11 protein-coding genes are annotated in these 19,812 nt (G+C 59.4%); 4 read left to right on the forward strand and 7 right to left on the reverse strand.

Translation table 11 applies throughout. From position 1 onward, the window contains the following. Positions 1-14 precede the first annotated feature (14 nt). Positions 15-794: a pyruvate formate-lyase-activating protein gene (pflA, locus tag V3C20_RS01195; protein ID WP_130082944.1), complete on the forward strand. Its 780-nt coding sequence runs from the start codon at positions 15-17 to the stop codon at positions 792-794. A 248-nt stretch (positions 795-1,042) separates the two neighbouring features. Here the strand turns inward: pflA and V3C20_RS01200 are convergent, their stop codons facing one another. The 4 genes from V3C20_RS01200 to V3C20_RS01215 all read right to left on the reverse strand — a co-directional run bounded on the left by V3C20_RS01200 (position 1,043) and on the right by V3C20_RS01215 (position 6,559). Further along, entirely contained in the window at positions 1,043-1,711 is a 669-nt protein-coding gene (locus tag V3C20_RS01200; RefSeq protein ID WP_130082945.1) for a hypothetical protein, read from the reverse strand. A gap of 41 nt (positions 1,712-1,752) precedes the next feature. After that, positions 1,753-3,744 (reverse strand): prolipoprotein diacylglyceryl transferase family protein, encoded by a 1,992-nt coding sequence (locus V3C20_RS01205; protein ID WP_161981448.1) that lies wholly within the window; start codon positions 3,742-3,744, stop codon positions 1,753-1,755. Next, complete coding sequence (locus V3C20_RS01210) at positions 3,735-4,559, reverse strand: hypothetical protein (protein WP_130082947.1); 825 nt, start codon at positions 4,557-4,559, stop codon at positions 3,735-3,737. Before V3C20_RS01210 ends, V3C20_RS01205 begins: the two co-directional genes overlap by 10 nt. A gap of 74 nt (positions 4,560-4,633) precedes the next feature. Further along, the gene (locus V3C20_RS01215) at positions 4,634-6,559 is read right to left on the reverse strand and encodes a glycosyltransferase family 9 protein (protein WP_130082948.1); all 1,926 of its coding nucleotides are present in this window, start codon (positions 6,557-6,559) and stop codon (positions 4,634-4,636) included. 317 nt (positions 6,560-6,876) lie between these two features. Here V3C20_RS01215 and ykgO point away from each other — a divergent pair, with 317 nt between their 5' ends. The 3 genes from ykgO to V3C20_RS01230 all read left to right on the forward strand — a co-directional run bounded on the left by ykgO (position 6,877) and on the right by V3C20_RS01230 (position 9,088). Then, positions 6,877-7,041: a type B 50S ribosomal protein L36 gene (gene ykgO / locus V3C20_RS01220; RefSeq protein ID WP_065529996.1), complete on the forward strand. Its 165-nt coding sequence runs from the start codon at positions 6,877-6,879 to the stop codon at positions 7,039-7,041. 86 nt (positions 7,042-7,127) lie between these two features. Further along, positions 7,128-8,267, forward strand: a complete 1,140-nt coding sequence (gene metX / locus V3C20_RS01225) for a homoserine O-acetyltransferase (RefSeq protein ID WP_161981192.1) — start codon at positions 7,128-7,130, stop codon at positions 8,265-8,267. A 407-nt stretch (positions 8,268-8,674) separates the two neighbouring features. Beyond that, complete coding sequence (locus tag V3C20_RS01230) at positions 8,675-9,088, forward strand: OsmC family protein (protein ID WP_067571486.1); 414 nt, start codon at positions 8,675-8,677, stop codon at positions 9,086-9,088. A 129-nt stretch (positions 9,089-9,217) separates the two neighbouring features. Here the strand turns inward: V3C20_RS01230 and V3C20_RS01235 are convergent, their stop codons facing one another. The 3 genes from V3C20_RS01235 to trpA form a co-directional block, all read right to left on the reverse strand. Further along, positions 9,218-17,503 carry an autotransporter-associated beta strand repeat-containing protein gene (locus V3C20_RS01235; protein WP_295971395.1) on the reverse strand — a complete coding sequence of 2,762 codons (8,286 nt, stop codon included), beginning with the start codon at positions 17,501-17,503 and terminating at the stop codon, positions 9,218-9,220. 16 nt (positions 17,504-17,519) lie between these two features. Then, positions 17,520-18,701 (reverse strand): hypothetical protein, encoded by a 1,182-nt coding sequence (locus tag V3C20_RS01240; protein WP_330019357.1) that lies wholly within the window; start codon positions 18,699-18,701, stop codon positions 17,520-17,522. Between the two features lie 324 nt (positions 18,702-19,025). Continuing rightward, on the reverse strand, positions 19,026-19,811 hold the full coding sequence (gene trpA / locus V3C20_RS01245) for a tryptophan synthase subunit alpha (RefSeq protein ID WP_130082951.1): 786 nt from the start codon (positions 19,809-19,811) through the stop codon (positions 19,026-19,028). Position 19,812: the final 1 nt, after the last annotated feature.

Consider the following 19,812-nt stretch of genomic DNA (forward strand, 5'->3'; position numbering starts at 1 on the left):
CAGCCAGGAAGCGGATGCCCCAGCCCTTTCCCCAGAACCCGGTCCCGGGTGGTGAATCCGCCGCCGCTGGTCTGGTCCATTCCGTGGAATCCTGCGGCACGGTGGACGGCCCCGGCATCCGCTTCGTCCTCTTCCTGTCCGGGTGCAGCCTGCGCTGCCGCTATTGCCACAACCCGGACGCCTCCTGCGTGCGCCGGGGCCGGAACAGAAGCGCGGCGGACGTTCTGGAAGAAATAGCCCGTTACCGGGATTTCCTGCTGGCGGCGGGCGGAGGCGTCACCCTATCCGGAGGCGATCCCCTTTTTCAACCGGACTTTTCCAAAGCCGTGCTGAAGGGATGCAAAGGCCTGGGCCTGCACACCTGCCTGGACACCTCCGGCCACCTGGGACGGAATGCGGATGAAGACATGCTGGCGGACACGGACATGGTCCTGCTGGACATCAAGGCATGGAACCCGGAACAGTACAAGGCCCTGACAGGCGGGGAACTGCGCCCTACCCTGCAATTCGCGGAACGCCTGGCCGCCCTCCGCAAACCCGTCTGGCTCCGGTACGTGCTGGTTCCCGGCCTCACGGACAACATGGAAGACATCGCGGAGCTCTCCCGCCATGCGGCGCGCCTGGGCAACGTGGAACGCGTGGACGTGCTGCCCTTCCACCAGATGGGACGCTTCAAGTGGGATGAACTGAATCTGGAGTACACCTTGAAGGACGTTCCGGAACCGTCCGCGGAACTGACGGAACAGGCGCGCCATGTTTTCCGCCGGGAAGGGTTCCCGGACTGCGTGCATTAAAATCATTTCTGTGTAAAATCACGGCGGCACGGCATCAATCCGTGCGGAAAGACGATCTTCCCCGAACGTTTTACTTCCTCCAGATGCGTATCCGCATCATCTGCCGCAAACACATCGCAACGCAAGGCCGCCGTATAACGGGAACCATACGCTTTCATCTCCTCCAAAAGCGTTCTGTCCCCATCATTCCCCCACCCCGGACAGGAAAGGAGCGCCATGCACTGTTCACAAAAATCCACATAATGGAATCACAATCTTGCGTCAATTACTACAAACAGTTCAACCAGTGGATCTTCCGGAGAAAGGGAGGAAAACATTTCCTCGCACTTGCGCGCCACACACACCATTTCCTTTTCATGATTCCTGACCCATTCCCAATGCTTCTTCAAGCCTTCCACGGAAGCCCTTCCGCATATTCCAGCCATGCGACGCAAAAAAAACTCCATTCTTGAAATCCTGATGGAGACCTGTCCACTGAATGCCAGCCATTCCTCCTGCTCACGGTTTAACGGCAACCCGGAAAAATCATCCAGAAGGGAACTGTAAGGCTTCCTCATTGCCGTAAGTTCAAGAAGGAAGGCATCCTTAATGTCCGGACGCCCACCATCTTCATCATGGAGATAAACGCAATCCATCACCTCGTTCCTGGCCTGATCATCAAACAGCCCCTTTAATTCAGGGCGCCTTTTCAGAAAAAAATCCCGTTGTTCCCCCTCCAGCTCCAGTACATTGAATTCAAATAAAAGATCGTTGACCCGCTTCAACAGGAAATGATATTCCACAAGCATCCCGGGTGCGGCAGGATATCCGGCATCCAGAATATCCAGCATCAGCTTGTTCAGGCGGTTGGAAGACAGCATCAAATCACGGTAGCATGCCGCCGCTGTTTCCGCGTCAGGAATGGAAAAGAAAACCATCTTATTACTCAAGGAGGAAGTTTTTCTTCATCTCTCCCCCCTCACGAAGTAAGCCGGGCAAACCTCTTGTTGGAGTCGGGAAAATCCGTACTCATGCAGAACGCATAAAGCAATCCCAGCAATACTCCCGGAAGCAGGGAGGAAACGTGCCATTCCGGTGCCGGAACGGGAATCATGGAAGAGGGAATGTTCCAGAAAACAAAGGCCAGTACCGCGAATCCGACAGAGAGCCACTGATAGTCGGAAAGCCCCGCATGGCGAAGGGTCTGAGGCTCTCCGCGGTAAGCTTCTTCCACGAACCGGGAAAGCCCGGAGAGCATGAAATAAAGCCCAATCAGCAGCCCGGCAGGCATCCCGCCATACCACAGGCGCACCAGAATCCAGCCGGAAAGGAGATTAAAGCCTATGGAATACAGCGGTGTGGGATGAAGCGGAATTCCCCTCCATTCCGTCAATCTGCATACGCGTGAGGCCGGATTTTCATGGACAATACCCCATGAGGCGTGTTCAGGAGAGACGGGATGTCCGTGGCAGCATCCCTGGACAAGGCAGCGCAGCCGCCCGATGGCCTGGACCCACGGGGAGGACACGGCCATGGCTCCGAACAGGACCCAGCCGTTGAAGGGCTCCCCTGGAGACATGAGGGGCTGCAGAACGGCGGCGAGAGCCACTCCGGCCAATCCCCCGAGAACAGAGCCGTAATAACCAAAAGGCCTCAACAGCCTGGAAGACCCTTCGACGATTTGTGCCCACAGCCCGGCTCCGGCCAGAGAGCACAGCGCCACGACAGCAACGGCACCTCCGTAGGCTTCTCCGGCCAGGGCTGTAGAAAGAACATACCCGAAAAAGGCGGCAAGAAATACGTATACGGCATGATTGATGATGCGGTAGGGGCCAAACCTCCAGCTGGTCCAGGAATTGGCAAGGCGTTCAGCAAGCTTCAGCAAAAAAGCGGCCGTGCGGCGATATCCGGCAACCAGAAGAAAGACCCCCAGGGCGCCGAGAACATCCAGCCAGCCGTGCATCCCCGTGGCAACGCAACTCCAGGCCAGGGCGGCGGCCCAGAAAAAGGCGGCAATTCCGGCCGGTCGTGAAACGTCACGCCACAGGAAGAAGGCGGTAATCAAGGCCCACAGCACGTGAAAGGAAGGAAAAGCCACGCAACAGTCAGGCAATTCCCGGCGGTCCAGCAGCAGGGCATGCCCGGCCAGCGTCTCCGGCTGGAACTCCTTAAGGGGGCAGGAAAAAGGGATCATCAGGAACAAAAACAGCCCCAGGCCAAAACAGCCGTACACCATCACCTCCATGCGCCTCAGCCTCCGGCAGGTATTGGAAAAAAACAGAAGGACAAGAGGAACGATGATGTAAATGCTCTGGTAAACCCAGACGGCGCTTTCTGAAACCACGTTCCCGGATTCTCCGAACACGCGGCAATCCGGAGCGCCTTCCGTCACGCGCGTCAAGGCTCCGCCATAATACGCGGCAGCCCAGAACGCCCCTATCAAGACAAGGCCCGTACACCTTCTGTGCCATCCGGCCGGCTCATCCGTATTCGGCGGCAGTCCCGCCAGCGTAGGCGGAGCGGATGTTCCAAAGCGGCGGATCAAATCCAACCGCTCATAGCCCCAGACAATGGCGAGGCACCCCATGACGGCCAGCGGAGTCATCACATACAGCCCGGCGGCCGATCCCGTCCACAGAGAGATGCCCGCACAGGCCAGGCAGAATCCCACGTAAATCGGATGGGGAACTAATCCGTAAAATCCGGAGGAGACGAACCGGGGGGGAGGAAAGGCATTCATGGGAAGACCGCCTCCCTGTTTTTTCAGGGCCATCATGGAACCTCCCATCAGAATGGCCCCGGCCAAAACTGCGGTCATGCCCGCCGCCGTGGAATGGATGGGCTCCAGCTTCATGAACGGCTCCCACGCCCGTGCACCGCTCCAAAGCAGGCAGGGAATGAAAACGCAGAAGACGAATGCGTAGAAGCACCGCCCGGACAGCAGCTTTTTAAAAAATTGGATCATACGCATGGGGGATGAAAATGGACAACTTCGTGAATGGAAAATCCGGGGCAGGCAGCGCCCCCGTGGAGGAACAGGGCAACCCCCGCCCATTTGGTTTCTCGAAGGTGGAGAATGGACTGTGGCACCAGCCGTTTGGCCGCTCCGGGGAAATAGCGCAGGGCCGTGCGGGAAATATCTCCCGTTCGCAGCACTTTTCCCTGAGAAAACTCAAGGCTGTTTCCGGCAAACGAACCGCCGAACGCAATGCGGGAACCGTCGGCGGCAGCGCGAAGCTCCGGAGCCGGCAGGATCTGCCTGCCGCCCTCAAGCAGAAGAGACAGGGGATGTTCCCCTTCCCATGAAATCCAGGTAAGCGCTTCACCTCCATCGCCGTGAAAACGCCCCCAGTGCAGTACATCCACGGGCAGCTTCCACGGTTCCACGTTCATGGTCAGGCATTCCACATAGCCATTTCCCGTTTCACGCTTTCCATGCAGGGAAAAACAAACCTGCGCACGGGGCACCAGGCATTGCCAAACGACTTTTCTTCCACCCGCCTGCTCATAGAGGACAGCCTCCGGAACCGGAGAACCTCCGCCCGTCCATCTGCCGCGCGCGCCCAGAGCAGGGCAATGCCAGTTCCACCCTCCGTTCACGGACTCCGGCAATCTCCCGCGGAAAAAACTCTGCCTAGCATAAGTTCCCTCTGGTGCATTCACCAGAACGGACGACTGCCTCAACTGCATGTTCGCGAATGCCAGGTCAGAGGCATAACAAAGAATGACTTTCCCGGAGGAAGTCACGCAATCCATATAATACTTGGTGAGGGAAAACCGGCTCATGGTCGGCAGGAGTCAGGCAGAGGGGGGAAAGGCGGAAAACCCTTCACTTCCTTTAGCACGGACATGACTGACGGTCAAGACTTCCCGGAAATTTCGGCCAGAGCGTTCAGCACTTCCTGTACGGAAATGCTGCGGTTGCAGGGGGTGCCGCGGTCGCATTCCCTCAGGAAACACGGGGAACAGCACCGGTGGCTGTACAGGGAGCGGTGGAACTGCCCCAGCGGACGGCACACGTCCGGAAGCCTGGTGGAAAACAGAGTCACCGTCGGAAGGCCGCGGCAGGAGCAGAGAGAGGGAATAACACCGTCCACGGCAATGGCCGCCGCCGCCGCATCCATGACGGGGAACAGATCTTCCGGCGCCCCGGCCTTCATCTCCACCTGCAGCCGTTCCGCCAGGGCGGAAGCCCGCGCGCGGTCTTCCTCCAAGGCGACCAACACCGGCCTGTCCGGCAGGGAGCGCACCAGCTCCTCCCATTGCTCCTCCCCCCATTCACTGGCAGTCCCCAGCGTGGAAAACGGAGCGACCAGAATGGGAGCGCCCTCCCCGGCATCCGCCTTTTTCGCGGTAAACATGGAAGGGTTCCAGATGTCCAGGCCATGCAAATCCCCCAGCTGCAAATAGGGCCGGACACGGTGGACGGGAGGAGCCGCCTTCAGCACGGGAGCTTTTACCCGGAACTTGTACTTCCGGCATCCGGGATGGGTGTCCAGGCCGGAAAACATCATGGGGCCATACGGTGCCAGAGCCTTGAGGGTTTCCATATCCTGGTCCAGCATGACGCCCAGATCCAGGGGGCCTTCATTGTAAAACTCATCCGCGGCCAATGCTTCCCGGAGCTGCTTCAGGGAATCATGCGGCAGGACATGGGCCACTTCCTCAAATGTTTTCCAAACGCCCGCCTGGTCGGACGGGCAGATGACGCTCACCTGCATGTCCGGCCTGGCGCCCTTCAGCGCCCTGATCAATGGAACGGTCAGCAAGGCTTCATCCAGAGCCCTGGGAACGGCCACCAAAATGCGGTACGGCTTCAGTTCCATCTTCTCCAAAAGCCTGAACGTCTTTTCATCCCTGGGAGCAAAACGGTCGATGGACTTCCAGCGGTGGTGCATCCAGAACACGTCCAGAACGGACTTGCCGATCAACTTTTCCAAATGCCTGTTCACCTCCACAGTATCCCCGGCCAGGGAACCGTCGGAACCGGAAAAATCCATCACATTGCCCATATCCGCGATCCAGTGGCCCGGCTTGTCCGTACGCACGGCAATCGCCACCATGTCCGCCCCGGTCCGCTTGCGCAGCAGGGCGGGCAGCGGCGTCGTTCCGGTCACCTTGCCGAAGAAGGGCACATACACCCCTTCCCAGACGAACTGGTCGCTCAGAACGCCCAGCGCGCCCCCTTCCTTGAGCATCTTCATTGGCGCCTTGATGCCGCCCTCCTTGGAAAACATCTGCGTGCCCCGCTCCGTGCGGCGCCTGTACATGTATTCCTCCATCAGAGGATTGTCAAACTGGCGGTACATGGAGCCGTAACGCTCAATCTCCGGATAAAACACGCGTATTCTCGCCAGCACCTCCCAATTTCCGGAATGGGCAATGGCGCACACCTGCCCGCGCCCTTCCAGCACAGGCCGGGCAAAGGCCTCGTGCCCCGTGATTTCCACGCACTTTTTCAACTGGTCATCCGTCAGAATGGCCGTCTTGGCGGAACACAGGAAATTGGCGATCGTCCTCTTGAAATTCTCCTTGCCCAGCTTCTTCAGCTCCCTGCCGCGCAAGGCCGGATTCAGGGCGATGCGCAGATTCCTTTCCACAATCTTCCGGCGCTGTGGCAGCAAATGCCATGCCGCGCCGCCGGCCACGCGCCCCAGGCGGAACAGCGTCTTCATGCCCACAAGCTTCAGCAGCCCCTCCATCAGCAGGAATCCCTTCATCCCCGCATAATGGACAAACGCCTTCCGGGAGGAAGGGGGAGGATCGGATGAAAGAGAGCTCGCCATAAGAAAACCGGAGTGAATGTTATACAAATCCGCGCCGGTCCACAAACCCTTTATTCAATAGCTCCGGGCTTCATCACGACTTTCCGGCGCGCCGTTACGGAAAAACGGCTCTTTTTCCGCCATTTCCTGCTTCCTGACACCTGGTTCCCGGAGAGGAAAAGGCAGCCCATTCCTCCGCTGAAGAAGACTCCTTTTTCCCGGCGCTCCCGGGAGCGGCCCGCAACAATTTTCCTTTCGGTAAAGAAATGACTTTACAATTCTTAACCAAACGGTATATTCCGTCTCCCGAACCGAACACCAAACCGGAGTTATACACCATGAAAGTTCTTTCTTCCTTAGCCTCTATGAAGCGCCGCCACGCAGACTGCCAAATCGTGAAGCGCAAGGGCACGCTGTATGTGATTTGCAAGAGCAATCCCAAATTCAAGGCCCGCCAGGGCGCCACGGCAGGTACGCGTCTTTCCAAGAAGGGCGTCAAGTAAACCCTGGCCCAACACAGATTTAAAAAAGACCGCCGCCCGCCGGGTGCCGGTCTTTTTTTGGTGACCGAACTCCTTCCTACATGCCCATGCAGCTTCCCTACGTCCAAACCAGATTCCTGGACCTTCCCGGCTCCTTCCCCCTGAGGAACGGCGCCGTGGTGGAGAAAGTGCGCATCGCCTATGAGCAGTACGGAACCCCGTCGCCGGAAAAGGACAACGTCATCCTGCTGTTCCATGCCCTTTCCGGCAGCCAGCACGCCTACGGCTATAACCCGGACGTGCCGGGCATCGGCGCCCTCTGGAAACCGGAAAACCATGAAGGCTGGTGGAACAGCATCATCGGCCCCGGAAAACCTCTGGACACGGACCGCTTCTGCATCATCTGCGCCAACTACCTGGGGGGCTGCTACGGCACGACCGGCCCCGCCAGCACCAGCCCCGTGGACAACCTGCCCTACGGCTCCCGCTTCCCGCATGTGGAAGTGGCGGACCAGGCCCGCTTGCAGGCGCTGCTGCTGGACAGCCTGGGGATTGAACGTGTGCATCTGGTCGGTCCGTCCGTGGGCGGCCTGATTGCCCTGAGCCTTGCCTGCCAGTTCCCGGCACGCGTCAAAAGCTTTATTTCAATCGGTTCCGGCTACAGGGCCTCCATCGAACACCGCCTCTCCCTGTTTGAACAAATCCTGGCCATTGAACTGGACCCGGATTTCCGGGGCGGAGACTATTACCAGGGCCCTTTCCCCAAAAAAGGGCTGGCCTTCGCCCGCATCATCGGCCACAAATCCTTCGTTTACCAGGAAGGGCTGGAACAGCGCGCCAGAAAGGAAGTGGGCGGCCAGTCCGGCATGCTTGCGTGGCTGAAGCCCACCCGCAGCACGCAAAGCTACATGCTGCACCAGGGCACCAAATTTGCGGAACGCTTTGACGCCAACTCCTACCTACGCATTGCGGATATGTGGGCGGAATTCGATATCCGCGACCACACGCCGGAAGGTACGTTTTCCGCCGCGCTGGAAGGATTCCGCCGGGAAACAATTCCCGCCCTCATCTTTTCCATTGATACGGACTGCTGCTTCCGTCCGGCGGAACAACAGGACTTTGCGAACCAAATGGAAAAAGCCGGCATTCCCGCGGAATTCCATACCATCATTTCCACCAAGGGGCATGACTCCTTCCTACTGGAACCGGAACTTTACGCGAAACCGATCCGCCGCATTCTGGGATAATACCCGGTATGCCGCAGTCTGGAAATGCCGATTCTGCGGCCTTACGGATTTTCAGCGATATTGCGCTCCGGCCTCCGCTCCGCAACAATTCCGGGCCTCGAAAAGCGGGAACCTTCCGCTACCAAGTCCCCAGGCTCCGGAAACATAAACCGCGGTAACCCGGCGTTTTCCCTGTTTTTTTTACAACCTCGCCCGCCGGGAGCGGCAGGATTGCCGCCCTTCCCGTCCGCAATTCTTCCGGCACGGAGCTATGGTCGTCCGGAACATGAAGCATCCCCCAGAGAGATACCGTAATCACCGGAACAGGCCGCATTCTCTCCCCTTCCCTGTTTTCTTCCCTAATAATTCAGGGACAAAACTGACAAACTGCGGATGAGTCCGCACCCGGCATTTCCTGTCATACCATTATGACTGATGATAAATATACTTCCCGCACGGAAAACGTGGGGCAATTCCGCTGTGAAACCACGTACGCCCGCTCTGAGGAAAAAACATTTACAGACCTGTCCGCCAGTTACGGAGGCAGGGAAAAATACCCCACTCCCGGCATGCTGCTGGGGGCTACGCTCTCTTCCTGCATGATGAGCCTGCTTTCCGTAATTGCGGCCAGAAAAGAAGTTGACTTGAGGGGGATGCGCATCCTGGCCCATGCCGTGGAATCTGAAAAAGGCATTGAAAAAATTGAACTGAAAGCCGTCATGCCCCTGGACGGCAGCCATCCGCTGCGCTCCATGCTGGAAAAAGCCGCCATGACCTGCCCGGTCCGCCGGGCTCTGCATCCGGATCTGGAAACCCCCATCGAATGGGAATGGAGGAAATAGGGAGTTCCCTTGCTCCAGGCAGGCCTGCACAGGCTGCCCGCTGATCAAGTCAGGGCCGCCCCGGTTCCTCCGGGACGGCCCTGCCAGCCATGGGAGAATTCTTCCGATTCTCCTTTTCTGAATACCACCCTAGAAATTGTAGCGGTAGCCGATGCTTCCGTTCAGGGAGCTGGAACCGCTGCGGATGTCCGCGTTCCCCTCCATGAAGATCACTCCCTGGTACCCTACCGGAACGCTCAGGCCCACTCCGGCCTGGAACGCCGTGGAGCCCACCTTGGCCCCGTACACCGGGCGCGTGTAGCCCGGATCGGCCAGGAAGCCCACATTGGCCTGCCCGCGGCGGTCGCCCATGTCCTGAGAGACGTTGACACGCACCTCGCCCAGCGCCTCGCGGCCGAAGATGTTGGAACCCACCAGGCCGGAGAGCCTGGCGCCCACGGCCAGGGCGCCCGTGGTCAATTCCTGGTCTTCCACGCGCAGCCCGGCATTTCCGGCGGAACCGCTTTCACGGTAGCCGTCCATGCGCGTCGTGACGATGGAGGCGTTGAACAGGGGCTGGAGCACCACGCTCTTGTCCTCATTCAGCGGAATGTCGTACGCCAGTTCATACATGGCCCCGAAGCCCGCGCCCGTCGTACTGCCGTACCCCTGGTAGCTGCCCGTGCCATAGTCCACCGTGCGGGTGAGCTTGGCGTCGTTCCAGCCTCCCGTAAGCACCAGCAGGTGGGACCAGTTGCGGGACTGGTAGCGGGCAAAGAGGTTCACGTAGTAGCTGTCCAGGTCGCCGTCCGCGGTATCGGCCGCGCTGGCTGACAGGCTGCCGTAGTTGGCCGTGAACGCCGCTCCCAGCGTGAAGGAGTCGCTAAAATCCACGTCCATGCCCACGGTGCCTCCCCAGGTGGTGAGCTTGTAGCCGCTTTCATCCCCCTTGGTGTCCAGCTTGGCATAGGAACCCGTGCCCTGCATCCACATGTGGAAGTAGGGCATGTCTTCATTGACGTAGGCGGGGTTGACCCCCATCTGTGCCACGCGGTTGCGGACCCACAGCATCTGGTCCCGCAGGGAATCCCGCTGCGCGATGCCCAGGCTGGTGACGGTGGAGCCCGCGGCGGCGGCCAGCTTGCGGGCCGCTCCGGAATAATCCCCGCTGTTCTGGGAAACCAGTACGGACGTGTACAGGTCGCGCAGCGTGGAGCCTTCCGGCATGTTGTACCGGGAATTCCAGAGAATGTCGGATCCGGTTCCGGCATTCCTCGTCAGGGCGGAGTCGCGGAAGATGTTCTCCGTGCGCGCCTCGCCGGTGACGATGATGGCCGTCATGTTGTCATTGGTGGTCAGCTCCAGATTGTCGTACAGCGAGCTGAGGATCATGTCCTGCAGAGTGACGTTGTCCCCCAGGGAGACCAGGGCTCCGCCCGTCGTCTTGAACAATTCCAGGTTCAGCGTGGAAGTGTCTCCGGAAACCAGCGTATCCAGATTGCTCATGACCAGCGTGACTTCCCCCGTTCCGTCCCCCAGCACAATGCTGCCGCTGGAGGTCACGAAGGGAGCGCCCAAGCCGTCCACCGTCGTGGAGGACGTGGTGATGGTCACCGTGCTGTTCCCCGTTACGCGCAGGCCGTCCGTACCGAGCGTCAACTGGGTCTTGGGCACGTCCGTGCTGCCTATATTGAGCGTTCCGCCGTTCACGGTAATGCCCTTGTAGGAAGCCGTGGCCGGGTCTCCGCTTCCCGCGGAAGCCCCGGCCAGGGTCAGCGAACCGCCGTCGCTGACATTCAGGTTATAGCCGGCATTGCCCGCTCCCTGGATGGTCTGCACGCTTCCGTTGCCTGATTTGAAATTAAGCGTGCCGGAAGCGCCGTCCAGGGTTCCCGTGAAGGAATGGGACGCACTGGAATTGACCGTCATTTCCGCACCGCCCAGCTTCAGCGCGCCGCCGCCCGCCAGGCCGGAAACATTGTTCGTGGAGCCGGCGGCCGTTGAAAGGGCGGAACCCTCGCGAATGTCCAGCAGAACGCCGTCCAGGGAGGAACCGTTCCCCAGCGTCAGGGAGGAATCCGTACCCGTCCCGCCCAAGGTCAATGTGCCGTCTCCGGAAATAGTGACGTCCGTCACATGGCTTCCCGCCGCCTGTCCGGTGACAACCAGCAGCGCTCCGCGTCCCAGGTCCAGCGTACCGCCGCCCGTTCCGGAAGACAGGGTTTCCACCGTCGTCGTGCGGGAGGCGCCGTCATTCCGGCCGCCCAGCGTGATGTCTCCTCCGGCCAGGTTCAGCGTGGAAAGGCTGTTGGCCGCGCCGTTCAGCACGATTTCCCCTTCCGTGGAACTCAGCATGGAATCGTTCCCCGTGAAATTGCCCTCCACCGTCAGCGTTTCCGCTCCTTTCTTGATAAAGTCCACGTGGTCCCCGCTGATGGTGCCTCCGTAGCTGTTGCTTCCGGCGTCAATATTCTGGACCAGGTCCACCACGGCGTGGTTTGACGCGGCATCCGCCGCCGTATTCGTCACCACCAGGGAGGCGTTGCTGCCGATCAGGTTGCTGACCTTCAAGCCGTCCCCGTTCCGGGAAGCGTCCGGAGCGCCCTCTAGGCTCACATGGAGCGTGGCGCCGTTGATGCCGACGGCCTTGTAGGGGTCCAGCGTCGCGTAATTGTCGATGTAGGGATTGTCCGAAGTGGGCGTCGTATCCACCAGATAAGTCAGGTCCGTATTGCCGCTGACCATCAGCGTTCCGTCCGCTCCCAGCACCTCCGTGACGGCATAGCCCAGGGAGGCCAGCAGCGGGGAGAAGGATATCTGCCTGTAATTATCCACGGACAGGGTTCCCGTGGTCAGCACCAGCCCTACGCCGTCAATGGATTCCCGGTTGGCGGCAAGCAGGTCCAGCACTGCCTGGTTACTCAGGTTGATCGTCGTGGTAGCGGAGGAAAGCGTGAGGCTGTCCGCGTCAATGACGCCCGTTCCCGTGTTGCCGCCCGTCGTCAGGCTGCCGCTGTCCAGCTTCAGGGTGACTGTCTTCCCAGTCATGTCCAGGGGACCGCTGATCCCCGTCAGGCGCGTGAAATCCTCCATGACGATGGACTGCACCAAGCTGCCGGACAAGCCGCCCAGGCTGATGGTGTTCAGCGAACCCTGCGTTCCGGCGGAAGCGGCTATCTCCACATTCCCCGCGGTTTTGTTCCCGGCATTCAGCAGATTGCCCTTCGTGATCAGGATGACGTTGGCCGCATTCTGGGAAGCCAGGTCCAGAGCGCCGTTGTTGACGGTCACTCTGCCGGATCCCAGGGAATCGGCGTCCGTCAGGGTCACGGTGCCCGTGCCGGAAAGTGTCGTTGATCCGGAGAAGGAGGTATTGCCTCCAGTCAGCGTCACATTCCCCGTGGTGTCGATCACCAGGGAGCCCGCGCCGGATATGGCCCCGGCCCATGTACCGCCGTCCCCCAGGCGCGCCGTGGCTCCGCCGGCAATCGCCAGGGAGCCCAGGAAGGTATTCGCCCCGGTGAGTTCCAATGTTCCTCCATTGACGGCCAGCGTGCTGCCCGCCGTTCCGCTGATTACTCCCGCATAGGAAAAGTCGCGGGCGAAGGCCAGCGTGGAATTATTCTGAATGTCGATGCTGTCGCCCAGCTTCGCCACCGCGGAGCTGTTCACCGTCACCGTGCCGCGGTGTACCTTGAGCTGGCCGTCCAGATCGACGCCGCCCGTCAGCGTGATATTGCCCGCTCCCTGCGTGGAAAACGCCGTGCCGCTCAGATCGCCGCTCAGGGTGAAATCAGTGGTGGCGAATACCTGGTTGCCCGTAAACACAATATCGTTGGCAAAGGTTCCCCCCGCCGTGCCGTTCCATTCCGTGCGGACGTTGGAATCCGCCAGCTTCAGCACGGCATCCGCCCCCATGGTCACATTGTTGAGCTGGAAGTAGCCCGCCGTAACCGCCAGGGTGCCCTGGAATTCCGTACTCATATTCAGTACATTCAGGCCATAACTCGTGCCCAGCCCCACGGAAACGGTACCGGTTCCGGACGCATTCAGTGTCAGTGCCGCATTGTCATTCGTTCCGCTGACGGTCAATACGGAACCTGCCGCTAGCTCCACGGTTTTTTCATGGGCCAGTTCCTTGGCGATGGTCGCCGTCACATCATCACCCAGCATCAGGGCGCCTCCCGTCCACTCCATGGTGGAGCTGGTGAATGCCGTGGCAAAATCGCCGGAGGCCAGATTCAGGGCTCCGCTCTGGAGGGAAATCATCCCCATCCCCGCCTGGACATCCGCCGTCGCCAGCGTCAGCGTGCCTCCGGCGATAGTGATGCCGCCGGAACCCAGGGAATTGGCAACCTGCGCCACCAGTTCCCCCTGTTGGATGGAAATATCCCCCGTCCAGCCCGTATTGTCCAGGTTCAGGGTCAATTTTCCTTCGCCGCGCTTGGTCAAGGTGCCGTCCGCAATCTTCCCGGTGCCGTCGGACACGAATTCATAATCGCTCCCGGCGGCGTTGTTCACGGTGATGGAAGCCGGAGTCACCGGACCGGAAATCGTGACGGTTCCGGCCCCGGTATTATTGAAGACGAGGCTCTTTCCTGCGGCCGTTTCCGAAGAACCGGAAATCCCCCACTGTTCCCCGGTGGTGGAATCGCTCCAATCCAATCCGGGGGTCCCCTGCCAGATCCATACTTCTCCGGCGGAAGTCACCACCAGTTTCAGGGCGGTGCCCGTCTGCTGGAGCGCGTAAATCAGCGTTTCATCCCCGATATAACCGCTCCAGTTGAAAATGGCGTTCACGGCGTCAAGACCGCTTGCGGCGCTAATCAGCGTGTATTCCCCGGCCTCCGTAATTCCTTCCAGCCCGTTCAGGGTCAGGGTGAAGGTCCCGGGACCGAACGCTCCTCCCGCCGTGATGGCGGAGCTGATATCCAGAGTCAGGCTGGAACCGGTCGTCACATTCAGGGCGCCCGCGGTGCTCATTCTGGTACCCGCAGCCATGGTAATGTTGCCCAGGGCCACGGCGCTTGTCCCGGTGAAGGCCAGCGTGCCGCCCTGGACATCGGTAAGGCCCGTATATCCTACCGTCCCGCCCAGCGTGAGCGTTCCGTCACTGACCTTGGTCAGGGAAAGCACCCCGTTCTGGTCATAGGAAATGGCGGTAGCTCCGTAGGCAATGGCTACGCCCTTATCTACAATGGAGCCGTTGTACGTGCCGGAGCCCACCGTAAGCGTACGGGCGCCCCCCACCGCGCCCACCTGGGAGTTGGCGGTGCCGTCCAGGGAGGCAATTTCAATATCTCCCAGCACCCGCATGAAAGCGAACCCGGTGGTATTGTCCCCGGAAGTAAGCGCGACGGAACCCTGGGTCATGGAAGAATACAAATCCAGGCCCGCGCTATAGCCGTGCGTGGCGTCTGCAACGACCGTTCCGGTGAAGCCTGAAGCATCTCCGTTAATGATCATTTTCCCATTGGCGTTATACCTGCCGTCTCCTTCGCCGCGCTTGTACGTGAGTGTTCCGTCCCCCGTCAGCGTACCGGTAAAGCCCATTTCCTTGGCCCAGCCCGCTATGCCGGTAACGGTCACATTCCCGTTGACGGTAACGTTTCCGGTAAAATTGTATTGATAATTGGCGGCGTTTGCCTGGGAAGCGTCATTCCATCTCAGGGAGACGGCATCCGAGGCTGAAGTACCCAGCACCAGGTCGGAACCGATCACATGGTGGGAATTGCTTCTGCCGCTGATGTTCAGCATCGTGCCGCCCTGGAGCGTGACGGAGGAACCGGCTGATCCCCAGTTGATGGAGGCCGTATTGTCCCCCACCTGGAGATTACCTTCCTGCACCACAATATGTCCGGAATTGGCTCCCGACAGTCTCAGCAATCCTGCTCCGGTTTTCAAAACGGTGCCGGCCCCCGTAATATTGTTGGCAAAGGTGATTGCGGAAGGTGCCACCAAATTGATGAAGGAGCCCGCATCCGGAGAAAGAGAGAACGCCGGGTTGGTCACAGTACCCAGATTCACCGTAACCGTCGCTCCATTGGCCGCTCCCAGGAAGGAACCCGCTCCCCACGTAATGCCTGAAGCGGGCACGTCCGTATCATAACTGAACGCCAGAATGCCCTGTTCCACGGAAACCGTGGTTCCCGTTCCCAGGACGGAGGCGGAACCGATCACCAGGGTACCCGTTCCTTCCTTGACTACGGAAGTGTTGGTCAGGGCTCCGGTTCCTGCAAACTCATAGCGGGTCGTGGAATTCCGGACCAGTACGGAGAGGGGGGAAACTTCAGAATCCAGCTGCACGCTGGAGACGGGCACCCCCGCCTGGTCCGTGAAGGATACGGCATGTCCCGCCGTATAAGTGGCGGGAGTTCCCCCATCCGTCCAGATATTCTCCGCACCCCAGGCTCCGCTGGCTCCGCCGGCCCACAACAGCATGGGAATTTCAGTGTAAATCAGTTCCCGTCCATTCTGTGAAAGGGAGATGGTTCCTCCCACGCCATCCGCAAAGGATGCCTGGATGGAAGTAATATTGCTCAGCCCGGTGGTGCTCAGAACAGTCATGCCATTCGTCAGGACGCCGAATTCGGACAGATCCAGTTTCAATTCCCCTTCCGCGGACAGGGAGAAGTTCCCGTTCATCTGGACGGATGTCCCCGCGCCGCCGGCCAGCGCCAGCGTGCCTCCGTCCATGTTCAGGTTCCCCGTAAAGAAGGAATCCTGGAACATTTTGACGATGTCAAACCCGGCAACGACCGTATTGGAGAAGGAAATGGCGTGGTCCGAGGTGCTTCCGTAACCGCCCAGCAGCAGGGAAGACGTTCCCCTGACCGCCCCTTCCGTGACGTTCAGCGTGCTTCCTGCCCGGAACACGGCCTTCTTCACGACAAGGGAGGCATTTCCGCTGACGACGGACTTGGCGCCTCCGCCTCCGGCGTAAAGGGCTCCTTCATACGTGCCGCCGTCCAGGGTCAGCGTGGAATTGCCGCCTACCGTTGCGTTCCCCGCACCGCCGCCCCCGGCATAGGAGCCGCCATAAATATTACCCGTGAAAACGGCTCCCGGAGAGGCGATGATGCTCACATTCGTATCCTCGGCGATGGAAAAGGCCCGGGTCGTGCTGGTGCCGGTGCCCCCCGCATGGGAACCGCCCACAATACTCTTGACGAAATTGCCGGATGCATTTCCCAGGTCAATCGTCACGTTGGTGCTTCCGGAGATAGCTCCCCCGGAAGCGGCATTGGTTTCATACGCGCTGCCGCCGATGATGAAGCCCCTGGCCACGGAATTGAGGGTGATGGTTTCGTCCGTCTCGCTCTGCATGCTGCGCACGACGACGTAGGTGCTGCCGTCAATGGTGTTGATGGAATTGTGGGCCGCCGTGCCACCGCCCACCAGGGACCCCTTGATCACGGCATTGCCGTCCACGGACACGTAAACGTCCCCCGTGACGGTTGCGTTCAGTCCGTCCTTATAGTTGCCGCCCACCACCCAGTTCACGACCGAATCCCCCTGAATCTGGGTATGGATGTCCCCGGTCACGTTCCACGCGCCGGTACCGCCCCAGTTGTTGGCATAGCTGCCGCCGATGATGATGTTGTAATCACCGTTCCTTACATCCGTCCAGATACCTGTGGTGATGGCCGTTCCCTCGGCAGTGGCGCTGGTATTGTAATAGCCGCCGGCCAGAATCACGCCCGTCAGGCCGTCTCCCGTTCCCGTCACGACATTCACAGAACCGAAGCCGTCCTGCATGGAAGAACCGCGGATGCCGTACAGGGCCATGGTCTGCTGGTCCGCAAGAGTGCCGGCCGCGGAAGAGGGAGCGCTCCCCAGTCCCCAGGCGGGATCCCACACCGTATCGTAAGCGCCGGAGCCCGTAAACGTGATGATGGTTTTTCCGGAGGAATTGCTGATGGTGTACAGTGATTCATCAATGTCCGCCAGCGTGAACCCATTGCCCAGGTTGACACCCAGATCATAAGTTTGACCTATCAGAGCGTCCGAACCGTACAGGTCCTGGAATTCCTGGAAAAGGGAAAAGTCGATCAGGCCGGACGTAAACGTTATGCTCTGCAGAACGGAAGAAACATTGTTCATGGACGTGTAATACAGGCGGCCGCCGTCCACGGTAACGCTCCCCGTGATGCTCCCCGTGCCGTTGGCGAGAATGCCCATGCCCTCTCCCACAGTAAGGGCATTCTGGAAATTCATGGTTCCGGAGGAAGCTGAGATCATGCCGCTGCCGCTTATTCCCGTTACCGTCAGATTGCCATTGCCCGCGTCCAGCCTGCCTCCGGCAAGCACGGCGTTGACGGTTCCCGCCTTGGAAAGGACCGCCCCGGAATTGACCGTATAAGTTCCCGTGAGCGCCACATTCTCCGTGAGATGCACCCAGCCGGACTGTGCCACGAAGTTGCCCGCTCCGGTCATGGAATTGTCAATGACGTCAACCGCATCTCCCGCCGTACCGTAATACGTAATGTACTGGCTGCCGGAAGTAGTGGTGACGGCCGCGGTTCCCAGGGAACCGGAGGCGTTGATGCCCAGGGAGGTGGAATTCCGGGTGATGGAGATGGTCCCCCCCCAGTTGGTTCTCCGTGTTGGACAGGGTATAATACGTGTACTCACTGTCTGAGCCGCTGATCGTAAAGCCGTCGGCCGCCGTGAGCACCCCCGTGAACTTGATATTCTTGCCGTACTCGGTCGTCATGTTGACGCCGCTTCCGAACGTGGCTTCCCCGGAGAACGTAAAACCGTTGCCGTTGATGGAATTGGCATCGTAGCTATAGTACCCGCTGACGGGCGGTCCGTCCTCTACGGTCAGCACCGTATTGTCCCCCATGACGAGTTTCTGTGTCCAGTTGACGTTCCCGGAATACAGGGAAAGCGTGCCGCTGCTGATTTTAAGGGTGGCGTCCGGAGACGCGGCGGGCGTCAAAGCCGTATTCTTGTTGGAGTTGCCCAGCGTAAAAATCCCTCCCCCCACATAATCCACCGTGATGGAACCGCCGAAACTGCCGCCGTAGGAAGAGGAATCTCCGGTAATGGTCAGGGTAGTGCCTTCCCCGGTGATCAGGGCGGCCACATTGTCATGTTCCAGCTTGCTGATGCTGGTGTCCACATTCGCCTGCAGCACGGAAGCCCCCGCCGCATAGCTGTAGCCGCCCAGCCTGATGGTGGCGTTCTGCGCCGCCAGGGCATGGTTGAGTTCCAGAATATTATTCCGGGTACCGCCTGTCGTGTTGGAATACATGGAAATCACACCGTTGAACGTACCCGGACCATTCAAAATCAATGAAGAAAGACTGGCGGCGCCACTGGCTACGCGGTTCACCCTCAGAACGGCGTCCGCGGCGTCTCCATTCAAATTCGTGATGGTGGCCGTGCCCGCTCCGGAAAATTGGAGAGTTGTGGATGCAGTTACGTTTCCTGCGTCATAAGTCACTGAACCTCCGGAAGGAACCGTTATCTGGGTGCCGTCAAATGTGATATCCGCTCCAAGCGCCGGAGAAAGCGACACGGTAACGGCAATCCCGGCAAGAGCGGTTATAGTAACGGTTCCGACGGTAACTCCGGCAAAGGAAGTCACCAGTGCGGCCAGCAAACGCAGAGGCAGTTTCAATTTCATGTGATGTATGTTTTCTATATTTCATATACGGAAATCTCATTTTTCCGTCAAAAGAAAACTTCCCTGCCAAAAAAAGTTCTCCAAAAAAAATCAGGAAAACGTAAATACACCCTCTATCTAACAAATATTTCCAGCACTAAAATACCAATCAATTAGTTCACTTTTATCACGTTAATCATATATTGACTTTTGTCTAAGTATGACAAACTTTTTTACCGTTCATTTCCTCCCCTTCCGCTGTACCATAAAAACGGGGCCTTGTGCGGTTTTCTCCCGCCCAAGGCCCCGGAATGGAAACCAGTCAAAACCAGGCGTGTCAGCGGCTTACCTGGTCCACGGCAGCAGGAATTCTCCCGCATCCCCCCCTGCGGCAATGTGCTTGAGCAGGGCGCTTCCCAGCACGGCGGCATCCGGACGGGCGTCTTCCGGCAGGGCCTCAAGCTGGTCCGGCGTCTGGAGGCCGAAGCCCAGCGCCAGCGGAACGTCAAACACGGAACGGGCACGGCGCATGGTCTCCGCCACACTCTGCTCCAGATCCGTCTTCCCTCCCGTGGTGCCGAGGACGGACACCACGTAAACGAATCCTTCCGTACAGGGCTTGTACTCTTTCATGCGTTCCACGGAGGTGTTGGGAGCCACCAGTGTCACGAGTGTCAGGCCATAAGGGGCAAAGACCTTCCTGAACATGCCGGATTCCTCCAGCGGCATGTCCGGCACGATGAAACCGTAAACGCCCGCTTCCGCCGCGTCCCGTGCCAGATTTTCCAGGCCGTATTGATAAAAGGGATTCACGTAACCCATCAATGCCAGCTTGGCGGAGAACTGCCCCTTGCGGGCCTTCAGGCCGTCCAGAATCCATTTCAGGCTGACCCCGCGGGCCAGCGCGTCCCGGGAGGCGTCTTCAATAACGGGGCCGTCCGCCACCGGGTCGGAAAACGGAACGCCTATCTCGATGATGTCCGCCCCGGCCGCGTCAATGCGCTCCAGATGGGTCCAGAAGGAATCCATGTCCGGAAAGCCGGCGGTGATGAATGGAATGACGGCGCGGCGCCCCTTGGCATGGGCCTGTTCCACGGCTTCCTGCAACGGTGATTTCTGCGTATTGTTCATG

It is taken from the genome of Akkermansia sp. RCC_12PD (genome assembly GCF_036417355.1).
Lineage (GTDB): Bacteria > Verrucomicrobiota > Verrucomicrobiia > Verrucomicrobiales > Akkermansiaceae > Akkermansia.